General features: G+C 47.6%; 10 protein-coding genes and 1 pseudogene. All 11 read left to right on the forward strand.

Annotation, left to right across the window (positions count from 1 at the left end):
* The first annotated feature begins 81 nt into the window (after positions 1-81).
* The 11 genes and pseudogenes from NYE70_RS04790 (at position 82) to NYE70_RS04835 (ending at position 18,141) form a co-directional block, all read left to right on the forward strand.
* Positions 82-384 (forward strand): PadR family transcriptional regulator, encoded by a 303-nt coding sequence (locus tag NYE70_RS04790; protein ID WP_280520384.1) that lies wholly within the window; start codon positions 82-84, stop codon positions 382-384.
* Between the two features lie 2 nt (positions 385-386).
* Positions 387-734 (forward strand): DUF1048 domain-containing protein, encoded by a 348-nt coding sequence (locus NYE70_RS04795; protein WP_213655255.1) that lies wholly within the window; start codon positions 387-389, stop codon positions 732-734.
* Positions 735-744: 10 nt separating this feature from the next.
* Positions 745-1,098 (forward strand): DUF1048 domain-containing protein, encoded by a 354-nt coding sequence (locus NYE70_RS04800; protein WP_211020463.1) that lies wholly within the window; start codon positions 745-747, stop codon positions 1,096-1,098.
* 129 nt (positions 1,099-1,227) lie between these two features.
* Positions 1,228-1,989 (forward strand): ABC transporter ATP-binding protein, encoded by a 762-nt coding sequence (locus NYE70_RS04805; RefSeq protein ID WP_213655254.1) that lies wholly within the window; start codon positions 1,228-1,230, stop codon positions 1,987-1,989.
* On the forward strand, positions 1,990-2,757 hold the full coding sequence (locus NYE70_RS04810; RefSeq protein WP_213655253.1) for an ABC transporter permease: 768 nt from the start codon (positions 1,990-1,992) through the stop codon (positions 2,755-2,757).
* A gap of 201 nt (positions 2,758-2,958) precedes the next feature.
* Positions 2,959-5,241 (forward strand): glycoside hydrolase family 3 N-terminal domain-containing protein, encoded by a 2,283-nt coding sequence (locus NYE70_RS04815; RefSeq protein ID WP_341045193.1) that lies wholly within the window; start codon positions 2,959-2,961, stop codon positions 5,239-5,241.
* A 348-nt stretch (positions 5,242-5,589) separates the two neighbouring features.
* Positions 5,590-8,838: a family 43 glycosylhydrolase gene (locus tag NYE70_RS04820; RefSeq protein ID WP_341045195.1), complete on the forward strand. Its 3,249-nt coding sequence runs from the start codon at positions 5,590-5,592 to the stop codon at positions 8,836-8,838.
* 88 nt (positions 8,839-8,926) lie between these two features.
* Positions 8,927-9,919: an S-layer homology domain-containing protein gene (locus NYE70_RS04825; RefSeq protein WP_211020468.1), complete on the forward strand. Its 993-nt coding sequence runs from the start codon at positions 8,927-8,929 to the stop codon at positions 9,917-9,919.
* Between the two features lie 140 nt (positions 9,920-10,059).
* Positions 10,060-11,634: pseudogene (locus tag NYE70_RS25995) on the forward strand (glycoside hydrolase family 43 protein); the annotation flags it as partial.
* A gap of 1,230 nt (positions 11,635-12,864) precedes the next feature.
* Complete coding sequence (locus NYE70_RS26000; protein WP_445323829.1) at positions 12,865-13,554, forward strand: dockerin type I domain-containing protein; 690 nt, start codon at positions 12,865-12,867, stop codon at positions 13,552-13,554.
* Between the two features lie 111 nt (positions 13,555-13,665).
* Entirely contained in the window at positions 13,666-18,141 is a 4,476-nt protein-coding gene (locus NYE70_RS04835; protein ID WP_341045197.1) for a beta-L-arabinofuranosidase domain-containing protein, read from the forward strand.
* Positions 18,142-18,261: the final 120 nt, after the last annotated feature.

Raw genomic sequence — 18,261 nt, forward strand, 5'->3', positions numbered from 1 at the left:
CTATGTAGTGGTAGTAAGTAATACTGAATATCGGTTATACAGAATAGCAAGGTGGTGGTTGTGTTGGAAAACTTAACAGAAATGCTCAAAGGCGTGCTTGAGGGCTGCGTACTAGAAATTATTAGCCGCAACGAAACCTACGGTTACGAAATCACACGGCAGTTGAACGCTCTCGGCTTTCCGGACGTTGTAGAGGGAACGGTGTACACGATCTTGGTCCGATTGGAAAAAAACAAGCTTGTAGAAATAACCAAAAAACCCTCCGATATGGGGCCTCCGCGAAAATTTTTCGCGCTTAACGATGCCGGCCGTGAGGAACTGCAAAGGTTCTGGGAAAAGTGGGAGTTTGTATCATCAAAACTTAACGAGTTAAAGGAGAAATGAGCATGAATCTTTGGGAGAAAATCACCGGAAGCGATATGACCCGAGAAATGAAAGCTTTTGAATCCCGAGTCAAAAAATTGCCGGCTGATTATCAAGCGGCATGGGATAAAATCAAAGCCAACCTTTGGATGCATTCGGATTTCACAGGTCGCAATCTCATGCCAATCCTTGCAGGAGTGGTTGGCCTTCTCGAAGAATCGGCGGCGGAGGGTCAGAGTATCCATGAGGTGCTGGGTGACGATATCAATGGCTTCTGTGCAGCATTGGCCGGCGAAGAAGGGGCAAAGTCTTATCGCGACAAGTGGCGCGAGCAGCTCAACAATACGATCGCTAAAAAACTAGGTAAATAGGAGGGATAAAATGAAACTGCAAGATATCATGCAAGGCAAAAAAGAATGGCGGGCGCACATGGCCCGTGTTAAAGCTCTCCCGCAAGATTATCAGATCGTTTATAAAGAGATTCAGAAATATCTCTTTAAGGTCGGCCCTGTTGAATTAAATGAAAGTACGGGTTTACTGACGGGAATCGTTGATCTTTTTGAAGAGGGCGCGGCCATGAAGAAAGGCGTTCTCGAGGTGACGGGAAGAGATGTAGCGGCTTTCTGCGACGAATTAATCAAAGACTCCAAAACTTATACGGACCTTTATCAAGAATCTGTCAAACAGGCAGTTAGCAAGGCTATAAAAAAGGATATAGATAAGCAAAAGCCGTAGAACCTACCGACTGAATAGCTGATTACGAATGTGGATTGCCCTTTCGCTATTCAGTTTTATTTTTAACCCGGTAGTAAGTTATACAGGTTACCAGTCACACTAAATAGTTAATTATAGGGGGAGAAAAGAATGGGCAATGCAGCGATTTCCGTAAAAGGGCTAAAAAAATCTTATAAAGACAAGGAAGTCCTAAAGAGCGTGGAGTTAGAGGTGGAAAAAGGCAGCATTTTCGCCTTGCTTGGCTCCAACGGTGCAGGTAAGACGACGATTGTGAGAATCCTCAGCACGCTGCTCAAACAAGACGGAGGCACCGCTATCGTAAACGGCTTTGACGTTGCGTCAAAGCCGGAAGGCGTACGGCAGTCGATCAGCCTGACCGGACAATTTGCCGCGGTGGACGAGATTTTGACTGGGCGGGAGAATCTGATCATGATCGCCAAATTACGACACCTCGCCAATCCGCGTCAAGTGGCTGATGATTTGCTAAAACGCTTCGGTTTAACCGACGCTGCCGACCGCAGGGCGTCCACCTATTCGGGCGGGATGCGTCGAAGACTCGACATTGCCATGAGCCTGATCGGAAAACCGCAGCTTATTTTTCTTGATGAGCCAACAACCGGGCTTGACCCTGAGGTACGAATTGAGGCTTGGAAGGTTGTTAAGGAGCTTGCTGATGGGGGAACGACGGTATTCCTGACCACGCAGTATTTGGATGAAGCCGAACAACTTGCAGATCGAATCGCCATTTTGCATGAAGGTATAATTATTGCTAATGGTACGCTGGACGATCTGAAAAAGCTGTTTCCACCCGCTAAGGTGGAGTATGTGGAAAAACAGCCAAGTTTAGAAGACATATTCCTTGCCATCATCGGCAAGAAGGAGGACAAATAAATGGAAACCGTAAAGAAACATTTTTTCAGCGATATGGGGGTTATGCTTGGACGTTCCATGCGCCATATTATGCGCAGTATGGATACCATCATCACCGTCTGCTTCACTCCGATTGCCATGATGCTGTTGTTCGTCTATGTGTTTGGCGGTGCAATCCAAACCGGAACGGATAACTATGTGAATTATCTATTGCCTGGGATCCTGCTAATTGCGATAGCAAGCGGAATTTCTTATACGGCATACCGACTATTCTTGGATAAACAACGGGGCATCATTGAGCGGTTCCATTCCATGCCGATTGCCCGTTCCGCTGTGCTGTGGGGGCATGTGTTGACCTCGGTAGTATCGAACGTCATTTCTGTTGTCATCATCATTCTTGTAGCGCTCATTATGGGCTTTCGCTCATCTGCAGATGTTCTGTCTTGGCTTGCCGTTGTCGGTATCCTCGTCTTGTTTACGCTGGCTTTGACTTGGGTCGCGGCCATTGTCGGATTGACCGCCAAATCGGTGGAAGGTGCAACCGCCTTTTCTTATCCGCTAATCTTCCTCCCATTTATCAGCTCGGCGTTTGTGCCGACAGACTCGATGCCAACGGTTGTTCGTGCTTTTGCCGAGAATCAGCCGGTGACCTCCATTGTGGAAGCCATCCGCGCGCTTCTGTCGAAGCAGCCTGTCGGAAGTGAGATTTGGATTGCGCTCGCCTGGTGCTTTGGGATCCTGATTGTGTCATATCTGTTTGCGATGCGCGCTTTTAAACGGAAAGTGTAATGTTTGCAGGCATAACGTCCTCCATCCGGACGCAAAACGCAGAGCCTATAACCGTGAGTGAAACCACTGTTGGAGGCTCTTTTTTTTACCGATTCTCCGGTAGTTTTGTGACTGGCGAAATCTGGAGAAGAGCTGAAAAAGCAACAAATCGCACATTCATAGCGTCTAATCATTCATACAACAACAAGTGAGGTACAACTGATGAATGTAAAAATGGTGACGATTTTAGGTGCCGTGCTCGGTTCCATGCTTATTTCGGCAGGAAGTGCGGCAGCGAGCGAACGTTTTTCCGATCTGCAGCATTCCAAATGGGCCGAGGACAGCATCAACTATATGGCCAAAAGAGGTACCGTTGCCGGATACGGCAATGGCAAGTTTATGCCCGAGAAGCAGGTAACCAGAGCTCAGGCCGTGACTTTCATGGTCCGGGAGCTGTATCCTCAGGAGCTGAAATCCGGTGCGGGAGCTTCCAATTATTCCGATGTTCCGGCAACCCATCCTTTTTATCGTGAAATTGCTATTGCGGCGAAACACGGGCTGGCCAGCGGATTTCCGGACGGCACTTTTCATCCGGATACAGCGATGAGCCGCGCGGAGACGGCGGCATTCCTAACACGCGCTTATTCGCTTGTGACAGGCAATCAATCTGTCAATTTGAAAGATACGAAAGATCATTGGGCGGCAGAGCCTATTCTCATCATGAGCTCCAACGGTTTGATCGGCGGTTATACGGATGGCAGCTATCGTCCGAATCAATCTGTAACACGGGCGGAGTTTTCCGTATTTATGACCCGGGTGATTCGATTCGAGCGCGAATCAGCCATTCAGGCGCACGATTGGGATAAGCTGATATCCTATATGACGGTCAGCGAGCAGGTCGGTCAAATGCTGATACCTGATATTAGGCAATGGAATGGTCAAGTGACAACGACCGTCAATGAAGGTATAAAAAGCAGCATCCACGATCAGGATTTGGGCGGACTTATTCTGTTTGACAAAAATATTGTAGACGCACGACAGGTAACAACACTAACGCATAACCTGCAACTGGAAGCAGGGGACATTCCGCTCTTTCTCGGCATCGACCAGGAGGGAGGCGTTGTTAAGCGAATCCCAGGCGGGACGAATCTACCGGGTCAAATGGCGCTCGGCGCATCCGGTGACACGGCACTGGCTGAAGCTGCAGGAAAGCTAACAGGAGAAGAACTGAAGGCGCTCGGGCTGCAGGTCAATTTTGCCCCGGTTCTCGATATTAACAGCAACCCGGACAATCCGATCATCGGGATGCGCTCATTCAGTTCCGATGCGGATCTGGTATCACGGCTGGGGACCGCCACCATTAAAGGGTTGCGTCAATCCGGAGTCATCGCGGCAGTGAAGCATTTTCCGGGGCATGGAGATACGACAGTAGACTCTCATCTGGGAATGCCGGTGTTGAACCACAACCGTGAACGCCTCGATGCGGTCGAACTGAAACCGTTTCGCGCTGCGATTGAGAACGGCGTGGAGATGATCATGACTGCTCATATTGCTTTCCCTGCAATAGACGACGAGCATGTTACTTCACTGAAGGACGGAAGCAGCGTACCGATCCCTGCCACGTTATCAAAAAAGGTGCTGACCGGGCTGCTCCGGGAAGAACTGGGCTATAAAGGCATCATCATTTCCGATGCTTTCACTATGAATGCGATCGCAGAGCATTTTGGGGAGAATAAAGCGGTGGAACGTGCGGTCTCCGCAGGCGTGGATATCATCCTTATGCCGCAAGATCCGGCAGCTGCACATCAAACACTGGTAAACGCGGTGAAGAACGGAACAATTCCGACTGAAACCATTCATAATTCGGTGAAAAAAATCTTGGAACTTAAATCGGAATATGGCTTGTTTGACCGCAGCGAAAGCCTGACTCATAAGTTGAACACACTTAACAGCGTCATCGGTAACAAGGAGCATCGCGCGGTGGAACAACAAATTGCAGAAGAAGCGGTTACCGTATTGGCCAGCCGTGATGGTGCGCTTCCGGATCAGATTCATCAAGGGGACCGTGTCGTTATTGTCGCAGCCGAGCAGGAGCAGGCCAAGCAGCTTGAGAAACAGCTGATCCAAGCCCAAGGCAACCTGTCGCTTAAGACGAATATTTCCGTATTCGGTCCAGGCAAAACGACGGAGGCGCTCAAAGCTGTGAATCAGGCGGATTATGTGATTCTGGCTAATTACCAATTCCGTAACGTGGCCAGTCAATTCGGATGGAGCGAAGTTCAAACGTTGATCAATGAGATAAACAAGAGTAATAAACGATACACTCTTTTATCGCTTGGCAACCCGTATGAGATGATCTTTTTGCAGAACGTGCAGTCGGGACTCGCGGTTTACGGAAAGCAGGAACCTAATACGGCCGCCGGGATCAAAGTACTGCTTGGACAATTAAAAGCCGGGGGCGTATTGCCTGTGACAACGGCTCAAAGCTTGGTCAGCGTTAAATAAATATTCCGGGTAGAAGATGATAGTCATATGTATCTATTAATAAGCAGGCCTCTCGATTCCTTTCCAGGATCAGGGGCCTATTTTTAATTCAGAAGTAAACTTGAACACCAAAAAGTCTACTTTCTTCATAAGAAATTACATCGTGATTATGAAAAGACGCAGTTATAATGAGTGCAGAAATTCAGGAGAACAGGTTAGCAGAAGGGATATTACGGGCGAAGAGGGGGGAATTTATATCATTTGAAAATTTATTACGCGCAAATATTAAAGCGCTATCATTTGTAACTATAGTAAAAATAGGAATTATGTCGTAATTGGTCAAAGCCTGAATGGGAGGAATTAAATACGATGTATAAAAAGTGTTTGGTACTCGTTTTGGTTTGTTCTTTCTTCATAAGCTTTCTACCAGGTAAATCTATCTATGCTGCGGGTGAAACCGCCAAGAACCCGATTATTTGGGCGGATGTTCCGGATGTTAGTGTAATCAGGGTTGAAGATACCTATTACATGACCAGTACAACGATGCATATGAATCCGGGTATTCCCGTTATGAAATCCAAGGATCTCGTAAACTGGGAAATCGTCAATTATGTATATGACATCCTGGCAGCAAATGACAAACAGACGCTTACCAATGGGCAAAACATATATGGGCAAGGCTCATGGGCCAGTAATATCAGATATCATAACGGCATGTTTTATGTCGTATTTGCTTCTAATGATATCGGCAAGACGTATATCTTCCAAACCACCAACATTGAAAAAGGCCCTTGGGAAAAGTATGAGCTGGCCGGCGGGGTCTATCATGATATGTCCCTGTTGTTTGACGACGACGGACGTGTATATCTCGTTTACGGCAATGGAACCATTCGGGTTATCGAGCTTACTTCGGATGCCACGGCGGTCAAACCGGGAGGAATGAACAAAGTCATTATTCAAAATGCAAGCGCTCCCGGAGGTTCGGGCGGTTTAGGTGCCGAAGGGTCGCACATTTATAAAGTGAACGGCAAGTATTATATCTTTAATATTTCATGGCCGACCGGGGGAATTCGGACTCAACTGGTCCACAAGGCGGATCAGATCGACGGTCCCTATGAAGGCAAAATTGCGTTAAAATCCGGGAGTAACACAAGTGGAGCCGGCGTGGCCCAAGGCGGCATAGTTCAAGCGGTTGACGGGCAATGGTACGGAATGCTGTTCCAGGATTATGGCTCGGTAGGACGTATTCCTTACATTGTTCCCATGACTTGGAGCGAGGATGACTGGCCTGTTTTCAGTGATGTTAATGATACGGGGATTCCTGCAGAGCTTTCGAAATCCTGGGTGTCCTCCGACAACTTTGATCAGAGTACAGAGAAAGTTGGTGCCTATCATACCGAGGTAGCCGGTGGAGAAAATGACTATAACGGCTCCAACCTTGATTACGTTTGGCAATGGAACCATAATCCCGACAACAGATATTGGTCACTGACTGACCGTCCCGGCTATTTAAGATTAACGACGGGGAGAACAAGCACCGGCATCCTGGATGCCAGAAATACGCTTACTCAAAGAACGTTCGGTCCGGAAAGTTCAGGGACCGTCGCTATTGATGTCAGCCATATGAAAGACGGCGACGTGGCCGGAATTTCCGCATTCCAGAAAAACTACGGTTATGTCGGCGTTAAAATGTCAGGTTCTGAAAAATCGATTGTGATGGTAAATGGAAGCTCCGGGTCGGCTGTAGAAGCGGCTATTATTCCGATCAATCAGGACATCGTCTATTTACGGACTGAGCTCGATTATAAGAACCGGACGGACAAAGCGTCCTTCTATTACAGTCTGGATGGAGACCGCTGGGCGGCGATCGGGAACACACTGCAAATGTCATATACCTTGCCGCATTTTATGGGCTACCGATTCGCTTTATTCAATTATGCAACAAAAACCGCAGGCGGTTATGTTGACTTTGACTATTTTTTAATCGGCGACAAGTTGGAAGGTCCTAATGATGATGCGAATTTAAAAGAACTTCGTCTGGACGGCGTTCCTTTGAAGGGCTTCAGTCCAAATATATATTCCTATGATATAGATGTTCCGGAAGGATCCTCTCCGCCTCAAGTTTCCGCGGCGGCAAACGATCCCAAGGCTACGGTGAACATCACCCAAGCTACGACAATCCCCGGAGAAGCGAGGGTGAAAGTCTTAAGGGACGGAGTTGAAGCAGCTGTCTATACTCTTCGTTTCAGTTCGCCGGTCTTCGTAGCGATTGAGGCCGAAAAAGCGGCGGACAACTCGGAGGAAGCTTACGTGCACGGTACGATCGACGGCCATACCTGGTCGCTTGTCGACGGACAATCCACAGAAGCGATGTGGTTTGGACCCGATACCGGCTTCAATATGTCCGGAACGGATGCTGCGACCCTCGCCTCAGGCTCCAGGCTTGGATATAAGATCAACATTCCGGAAGCAGGAGCTTACCAGCTTTGGATCCTCGCCAAGAGTGTGGATTTCAATTCCGATTCTCTCCATGTCGGAGTGGATCAGCAGTATAAATTCACTTCCAACGGGATTGAGGGAATCAGCGGCGGACAATTCAAATGGGTGAATCTCAGTAACGGCGGTTCTGTCGTGCCTGGGGGAGCGCCATTGAATTTAACGGCCGGCGAGCATGAATTAAATTTCTGGGGCAGGGAGGACGGATTGGCGATTGACCGGATTTATTTGACAACAAGCACCTCCACGGCGGATCCTGTCTGGCCGTCCACGGAAGAGCCAGAACCGACGGAACCTGCAGTTGTCCTGTCGGCAACGGACAGTGTGAAGCCCGGAAGCAGCTTTACCGTCGGGGTGAACCTGAACAACCTGGAAGAAAGCATATATGCTCAAGACATCACGTTGACTTATGATGCCGGCGTATTTGACTATATGAGCGCAACATCCGCAACGTACAATGTGGAGCTGATGACAGAGGAGAAAGACACCTTGGGTGAAGTCCGATTGATCTCCGCCAATATCGGAGGCATCACGGGAGATAGCACGCCGGTTCTGGATCTGACCTTCAAGGTGAAATCCGGGGTTCAGAACACGAGCGGTGCGATTGCCGTGACCCGGGCGGAGCTTGGAACGTCGGAAGGTACCGTGATTCAAGCGGCTACGGACCGGAAGGTCATTTCTGTAGGAAGCATCGATGTTGGCGTTGACAAGACGGCATTGAACTCTGCGATTACAAATGCGCAGAACTTGTATGACGCTGCAGTCGTAGGCACCCTGCCTGGTCAATATCCGCAAGCGGCCAAGGATGCCTTCGGCATTGCGATTAAGGCGGCCAAAGCGGTTAAAGACAACTCGAGTGCGACCCAGTCTCAGGTTGACGGCGCCGTCACCGACCTGCTCCGTGCGGTCGATACCTTCAAGTCCGCAGTCATTAAGGAAGTATCCGCGGACCTGAACAACGACGGAATCATCAATGTGGGTGACCTTGCGATCGTTGCTTACCATTACGGCAAGGATTCCACCAGCCCGGATTGGGCGAAAGCGAAGATCGCCGATCTGAACGGCGACCAGAAGATCGACATTACGGACCTCGCGTTCGTAGCCACCAAAATCCTGAATTAGTTAATTCATTTGTTAAATTATCTCTCAGTACGCCCTGTCCCGCTTAGAAAGGCGAAGGGATGGGGCGTGCTGAAATAAGGAGAGCCCTATGAGAAAAAGAAAACTAGCCATCTTGATCTGTTTTATTGCAGTTATAACAACGGCTTTCATGCCCGTTAAGGGATATACAAAAGCGGAGACTGGGTTTTCACTAACGAAAAGCTCAGATCAAGCTCTTCCTGACAAAACTCTGACGGTAACATTGAATGGAGATAACCTGAATGGACTCTATGCTTATGAAGCTTCCATCAAGTTCGACCCTAAAATCGTTGAGTTGGATAAAGCCGAGTCGAAGTTAGATGGTTACTTCATCACTCCGAAGGCCGAAGACGGAACCGTGACGATCGCGTTCACGAAAATCGGAAAAAAGGCAGGCGAGCAAGGGAATACAGCCTTAGCTTCTATTCAATTTAAAGGGAAAACCAAGGGAGATGCCGGCATTAAACTGGTATCCGTAAAGGCATTGGACCCGGCATTGAAAGAAACCGTTTACCAAAACAAGACGACTTTCAACGATCTTGCTGGCTATGAATGGGCAAGGATGGAGATCGAGGCTCTAGCCACATCGGGAATCATCAAGGGAACTTCATCAACCACTTTTAGCCCGGGAGCGAAGATTACCAGAGCGGACTTCGTTAGCTTGCTGGTCAGGGCGTTGGAGTTGGATGCCGAAGTCGAAGGTAACTTTAAAGATGTCAAACAGACCGATTATTATTTCAAGGAAGTTGGGATCGCCAAAAAACTCGGAATTGCTCTGGGTACAGGCGACGACAAATTTAATCCGAAGCAAACAATTACCAGACAAGACATGATGGTGACGGCTGAACGCGCTATGAAAATTGCAGGAAGAATGCTTGATGAGAAAGACTCGGATTTGAGCAGTTTCAGCGACTCCGGGGATGTATCCGCTTACGCGGTAAACGCCCTGTCCCGGTTGGTCAAGAAAGGAATCATTGAAGGCTATAACGGCATGATTATGCCTAAAGAGACAGCGATCCGGGCGGAAGCAGCCGTCATTATTTACCGGTTATTGAACATCTAAACGTCATACCTCTCATGAGGTTGTTCAGGCTACTGAACTGCCGGGAAAGGAGGTGTCAACGTTCTAATTAAGCAGCATGAAGCTCCTACATAAAAGTTAAGCGTCTTTTAACCTATTTATGAAAGGGTGGAATTAATAAAATGCGAGTATGGAGTAAACTGCTGTCCATGATTATGGTTCTAACGCTTGCCATCGCGTCAAGCCCGATAAATCCAAAGGTTCAGGCGGCGGAAGGAACTCCGCTTACCCCGGCTTTTGCCAAGACTCCCGGCAACGCTAATCCGCTATTTTCACACAAGTTTGGGGCTGATCCCTATGCCATGGTTTATGACGGCAGAGTTTATATTTACATGACCAATGATATTTTTGAATACAATGCGAACGGTACAATTAAGGATAACGGATATAGTCGTATCAACAAGATTACGGTGGTTTCATCCGATGATATGGTGAACTGGACAGACCACGGAGAAATTCCTGTAGCGGGCCAGCAAGGGGCGGCCAAATGGGCAAACAATTCATGGGCTCCTGCCGCCGCTCATAAAACGATAAACGGTAAAGAGAAGTTTTTCCTGTACTTTGCGGATAGCGCAAACGGGATCGGTGTTCTTACCGCGGACAGTCCGATTGGACCGTTTACGGATCCGATCGGTAAAGCTCTGATCAGCAGAAGCACTCCAGGCGTAGAAAACGTTACATGGCTGTTCGACCCTGCCGTGCTTATGGATGATGATGGAAGCGGATACATTTATTTTGGCGGGGGAATTCCGGCCGGGAAGGATGAAGACCCGGGAACCGCGCGGGTTGCAAAGCTAGGCGATGACATGATCAGCCTGGATTTGGCAGCCAGCGGCGGGAAGGCTAAACCGATTAATCCGCCATGGCTGTTTGAAGATTCGGGAATTAACAAGTACAACGGAAAATACTACTACTCCTACAGCACAAACTTTTCCGGTCAACATCCGCCGGATATTCCAACCGGAACTATCGCATACATGGTGAGTGATCATCCGCTCGGTCCATTCACCTACGTGAAAACTATATTGCCGAATCCTGCTGTTTTCTTCGGAGTCGGAGGCAACAATCACCATGCCATGTTTGAATTTAACGGCCAATGGTACATGACTTATCATGCCCAGACCGTGGCTAAGGCCATGGCGGAGAGCGGTCTGGTACCGGAATTGGGCGGCCAGCCGCATGGGTATCGTAATGCACATATTAATAAGGTCAGTTTTGATGCAAACGGAGTGATCGAAACAATCACGGGCGATTACGCCGGGGTTCCTCAACTGAAAAATTTGGATCCTTATAAAAGAGTTGAGGCAGAAACGATCGGTTGGAACGGGGGAATATCCACCGAAACTACGACCCAGCCGGGAGGAATGGTTAACAGCATTAATCTGGCTGTAAGCAGCATCAACAATGGGGACTGGACGGCCGTTTCCAAGGTTGATTTTGGCACGGAGGGTGCAGGAACATTTACGGCAAATGTGGCTAGCGATTCCAGCGGCGGGACGATCGAACTGCATATCGATCGTGCGGATGGTCCGCTGATCGGAGTTCTGCCGATTTCCAGTACGGGCGGCGAAACCGCCTGGAAAACGAAGACAGCCAGTATTTCCGGCGCAACGGGAGTTCACGATTTATACATGGTTTACAAAGGCGCATCTACAGGTAACCTCTTCAAGGTAGATTATTGGCAGTTCGGAAAGAAGAATGCGGTTCGCGATCTTGTAGCCATCAATGCATCCGTAGATAAAAACAAAATCGATCTGGTTTCCGGAACCAACACGGCAAAAATGGAGGTTGTAGCCGTTTATAGCGATGGAACAAGTGAGGATGTTACTGCCCAGGCAAGCGCAACACCTACCCAAAGCGGTATTGTCGACATTAAGAACGGAGTAATCACCGGCGTGGGATATGGGTCAACAACCATCGATATCAGCTTCGGCGGAAAAACGGATTCGATAAATATACTCGTAAAAGACCTGAACAGTGAACTGTCGGTCAAACAGATTACGGTCGACAATCCTTCATTTGCTCTGGATACCGGGCAAAAGGCTACTTTTAAAGTCATCGCCGAGTATCAAGACGGACATAAGGAAGACGTAACCCAAAAAGCAACTTACAACAATCCAAGTCCGAATATAGCAGATGTTTCAAACGGTACGATTACTGCAAAAGCCAGCGGAACGACTCAGGTCGTCGTAAGTTATCGGGGAGAATTGGGCGAAGCGGCAACAACTGAAATTAGCGTAACCGTTAATACTCCCGCGATTGTAGCTATTGAGGCCGAAAAAGCGGCGGACAACTCGGAGGAAGCTTACGTGCACGGCACCATTGATGGCCACACTTGGTCGCTTGTCGACGGGCAGTCCTCGAAGGCGATGTTCTTCGGACCCGATACCGGCTTCAATATGTCCGGAACGGATGCAGCGACCCTCGCAACAGGCTCCAGGCTTGGATATAAGATCAATATCCCGAAAGCTGGGGCTTATCAGCTTTGGATCCTCGCCAAGAGTGTGGATTTCAATTCCGATTCTCTCCATGTCGGAGTGGATCAGCAGTATAAATTTACATCTAACGGCATTGAGGGAATCAGCGGCGGACAATTCAAATGGGTGAATCTCAGTAACGGCGGCTCCGTCGTGCCTGGAGGAAGTCCATTAAATTTCAACGCCGGCGAGCATGAATTAAATTTCTGGGGCAGAGAAGACGGACTGACGATCGACCGGATTTATTTGACGACGAGCACCTCCACGGCGGATCCTGTCTGGCCGTCCACGGAAGAGCCGGAACCGACGGAACCTGCAGCTATCCTGTCGGCAACGGACAGCGTGAAGCCGGGAAGCAGCTTTACCGTCGGAGTGAACCTGAACAACCTGGAAGAAAGCATATATGCCCAGGACATCACGTTGACTTATGATGCCGGCGTATTCGACTATATGAGCGCAACATCCGCAACGTATAATTTGGAGCTGATCACGGAGGACAAAGACACCCAAGGTGAAATCCGATTGATCTCCGCCAATATCGGTGGCATCTCTGGAGATAGCACGCCGGTTCTGGATTTGACCTTCAAGGTGAAATCCGGGGTTCAGAACACGAGCGGTGCAATTGCCGTAACCCGGGCGGAGCTTGGAACGTCGGAAGGAGCCGTGATTCAAGCGGCCACGGACCGGAAGGTCATTTCTGTAGGAAGCATTGATGTGGGCGTAGACAAGACGTCACTGAACGCTGCGATTACGAATGCGCAGAACTTGTATGACGCCGCAGTCGTAGGCACCCTGCCTGGCCAATATCCGCAAGCGGCCAAAGATGCCTTCGACATTGCGATTAACGCGGCCAAAGCGGTTAAAGACAACTCGAGTGCGACCCAGTCTCAGGTTGACGGCGCCGTCACCGACCTGCTCCGTGCGGTCGATACCTTCAAGTCCGCAGTAATCAAGGAAGTATCCGCAGACCTGAACAAAGACGGAGTCATCAATGTGGGCGACCTTGCGATTGTCGCTTACCATTACGGTAAGAATTCCAACAGCCCGGATTGGGCGAAAGCGAAGATCGCCGATCTGAACGGCGACCAGAAGATCGACATTACGGATTTGGCGTATGTTGCCACTAAAATAACCGACTAAAACTACCATAAGTGAGGAGGGATGGGATGTTTTGCATGCCATCCCTCGTTCTCACACCAGCTTTGATTACGCTCAATTCCTCATATAAAACGCAAGGAGAGATGTATATCAATGAAACGGCTAAAAGGTAAAAAAGAGTCGCGGAAAAAAACGGTAATTCATATCGTATCGGTAACATTGGCGGCGAATCTGATGTCCGGTATTTTAGGCTCCACAATTCCGGCATATGCTGCAGGGTTGGATGATTCAAAACAGCTGGAATTAAAGTTTGAAAATAATATTTCAGATTCCTCCAGTAACAGAATTCAAGGAATATTAAATGGGACGGCAAATTATGTGGATGGCAAGGTCGGTAAGGCATTACAACTAAACGGAACCAATAATTATATTGATTTAGGCACTTCAGCAGCATTACAACCACAGAACCTGACGGTTTCTTTCTGGGTGAAACCCGACTCTACGTTAAAAGGCGAACACATGATCATGTGGAACAAGCCAAGCGGAAACTGGATGGGAGAGGGATGGTATCTAAGCATCTTGAGTGATACAGTTCCGTTAAAGCTTTCAACGGGAACAGGCGTACAGGAATCGTATGTTACAGGGGATCGAAGCACCTTCTTTCCCGTTGGAGAGTGGACGCATATTGCGGTCACCTATGACAATGCAACCAAAAATGTGGGGATTTATCGTAACGGTCTAGCTCAAAAGGCTTTATATAATAAACAGGGCGGCAGCATTGCAGCAAATAATACGGATCACAAATATTTAGGATTCAACTCTCCGCTATATGGCGGAGGCTACTCCAAACTGAACGTGGACGAATTCAAAATATATAGTGTGGCAGCTTCAGATGAAGCTATCCGGGGCGTTTATAAAGCGGAAGGCGGCATAATAGACGAAAAGAGGATTGCACAACAAGACTTGGATGCGATTTCTCTGCCGGAAACAACAAGGGGCAATCTTACTTTCCCGACTAAAGGCATAAACGGAAGTACCATTTCGTGGAACTCATCGAATACGGACGTGATATCAAACACCGGAGTGCTCACAGATCCAGGTGTAGATACTGCGGTTACAATACAAGCCACTGTAACGTATGGTTCAGTCACCTTAACAAAAACATTTTCTGTTGTCGTGAAAACAAGTATATATTTAGGTGATTCGGCCAAAATCAAAAATTTCGACATGGATCAGGTAGATGTTACCGATCCGTTTTATGTGAATGCCTTCAATAAAGATGTTGAGTATTTATTAAAGCTTGATCCGGACCGTCTTTTGTCGGGATTTAGAACCGTAGCGGGTTTACCTAAGAAAGCGGAGCTTTACAACGGTTGGGAAGGCAACTGGAGCTATCTTAGAGGGCACACCTTGGGACATTATTTGACAGCGCTATCACAGGCCTACAAACAAACGAAAGAGAATCCGGCACAGCATGCACAAATCAAGAGCAGAATTGATTACGTGATCAGTGAGCTGAAAGCATGTCAAAATGCAAGCAGTAACGGGTATGTTTTTGCAACACCGGAAACCCACTTTGATGTAATTGAAGGAAAGATCGAGGGACAAAGCTGGGTGCCATGGTACACCATGCATAAAATAATAATGGGGCTTGTGGATGTATATAAATACGAAGGAAATGGAGACGCCTTGGATATTGCGAGTAAATTGGGAGATTGGTCGTATAACAGAACTCAAACATGGAACGATTCAACGCATACAAGAGTCTTGAATATTGAATATGGCGGTATAAACGACGCATTGTATGAATTATATAAATACTCCAATAATCAGAATCATTTAACAGCAGCCCATATGTTTGACGAAGATTCCCTGTTTAAGTCCATTGTCAATGGGCAAGACGTATTGGCGAATAAGCACGCGAATACACAAATCCCTAAGTTTATCGGCGCACTGAATCGCTATCGTGCATTAGGTGAGGCAGAATCGTTCTACCTTGAAGCGGCGGAGAACTTTTGGGAAATGGTGGTCAATGACCATACCTACGTAACCGGCGGGAATAGCGAAAATGAGCATTTTAGAGAACCCGGGCAGTTGGATAATTACAGGAATAACATTAATGATGAAACTTGTAACGCATATAACATGTTAAAGCTTACTAGAGAGTTGTTCAGGCTTACCGGAGATATTAAATATGCAAATTATTATGAGAAAACATTGCAAAATGAGATTATGTCCTCCATTAATCCGGAAACCGGCATGAGTACGTACTTTAAGCCGATGGGTACGGGGTATTTCAAAGTATTCTCTACCGAGTTCGATAGTTTCTGGTGCGATACGGGAAGCGGGATGGAGAATTTTACGAAACTGGATGACAGTATCTATTTTCACACCGAACAAGAACTTTATGTCAACATGTACTTGAGTTCGAAATTGAACTGGACCGAAAAGGGTCTTCAATTGACTCAGGCAACGGATATTCCCCAAAGCGACAAAGCAACGTTTACAATTAATGCCGCACCTTCCGAAGCCGTTACGATTAAATTCAGATCGCCGGAGTGGGTTGCAAAAGGCCAAAAAGTAGCTATGAAGATCAACGGAGAAACAATGAGTGCGGAAGCATCCGAAGGATATATGGATATCCACCGAGTATGGAAGACAGGAGATGTTGTTGAACTGACGTTTCCTTTAGAAGTCCAAGTCTCAACTCTTCAAGATAATCCTGAAGCGGCAGCATTTACTTATGGTCCTCTTGTTTTAAGCGCGGGACTTGGAACAGAGCAAATGGTCGCCATTCCGCATCTTGCTTCACAGAAAGCAAATTTACCTGTGGGCGTTACCTTCAAGGATTACATTCTTATTAAGGATGGTAATGTTAGTGATTGGGTCCGTGATATTAAGAACAATTTGGTTAAAACGGAAGGAAAACTGGAATTCACCTTGCGGAATACAGATGAAGATAACCACTTGAAATTTACGCCCTACTATACTTTGTACAAGGAAAGATACGGGATTTACTTCTATTTATCCGCATTGGATTCACCGACTTTCCAGAAAAACATTTTAAATAAAAAGACGGCTGCCAAAAAGGCGATCGCTAAGATCGATGAAGTACAAATCACGAATGACCAGCACGAATTGGCGCATAATCTGCAGGGGAATACAGGGGGTGGTTCCTTTGGTGGGGAACAGTACCGTCAAGCTTGGAGCGGGACATCCGGAGCCGCCTGGCTTAGTTATGATATGACCGTGGATCCTTCTGTAACGAATTATATAGGTACCAGATACTATAGCGGTGATAAAGGAAGAACCTTTAACGTTTATGTGGACGGTAGTCTTATTAAGGAAGAAACCATAGAATCAAAAACCCCCGATCAATTTTATGATGTTAGGTATCAAATCCCGGCAAATTTGTTGGCAGGAAAATCTAAAGTAACCGTAAAGTTTGCTAACAGGGGGTCGAGCTACGTCGGCAGATTATTCGGTACAGTTTCCATTTTGAAGGATTATAACAATAGCACGAACCTCCAAAGTGTCACAGCCGATGGAACACCGGCGACATTAAAGGATAACCATTATTCCGTTTCTGTTCCCAAAAATGCTGCCGAGTCATTCGTCAAATTCACACCTGAGAACGCAAATGCTTTGGTATATGTTAATGATGTATTAATTGACGATACCGCGGAGAGAAAAGTATCTTTACCAACCGATAAGACTACTTTGAACGTTAGAGTGGTAGCTGAAGATGGAGTCACAGAAAAAGCTTATACCGTTAGCATCAATAAGGAAGCACAAGAGAGAGTAGCGGCTGCACTTTCAGCAGACAGCAGTGTGAAGGCCGGTAGCAGCTTTAAAGTAGCAGTTCATCTGAACAGCGTCACCCAAAGTGTTTATGCCCAGGACTTCACTCTAACCTATGACGCCAAAGTTTTTGACTATGTAATTGCGGCAGGTGCGAACAACAACATCCAAGTTGTAAAAGAGGATAAGGCGAATGCCGGGGAACTTCGACTGATCTCCGCCAATATCGGAGGCATTTCAGGAGCGAGCACGCCAGTTCTGGATCTGACTTTTAAGGTGAAATCCGGTGTTCAGAACACAAGCGGTGCGATTGCAGTAACCCGGGCGGAATTGGGAACATCCGAGGTAGCCGTGGGCCAGGCGGGTACAGACCGGAAGGTCATTTCCGTAGGAAGCGCAGATACGGGCGTTGACAAGACCGCGCTGAACGGAGCGATTACGAATGCAGAGAACTTGTATAATGCAGCAGTTGTAGGCACACTGCCTGGTCAATATCCGCAAGCGGCCAAAGATGCCTTCGGCATTGTTATTAACACGGCCAAAGCGGTTAAAGACAACTCGGGCGCGACGCAGTCTCAGGTTGACGGCGCCGTCACTGATCTGCTGCGTGCAATTGACATCTTCAAGTCCGCAGTCATTAAGGAAGTATCCGCAGACCTTAACAAAGACGGAGTCATCAATGTGGGCGACCTTGCGATCGTTGCTTACCATTACGGCAAGGATTCCGCCAGCCCGGATTGGGCGAAAGCGAAGATCGCCGATCTGAACGGCGACAACAAGATCGACATTACGGATCTTGCGTTCGTCGCTACTAAAATATTGGAATAAATAATAAGGATTTCACTCTTCTTGAAACAGGAGCAGACAGCGTAAGTGAGTCTGCTCCTGTTTTCTATTTCCTGTTTAGGTCTAGGATATGTTGACTTGATTATATAGCCATTGTAAAAT

Origin of the sequence: Paenibacillus sp. FSL R5-0407 (genome assembly GCF_038009185.1) — a bacterium.
Lineage (GTDB): Bacteria > Bacillota > Bacilli > Paenibacillales > Paenibacillaceae > Fontibacillus > Fontibacillus vini.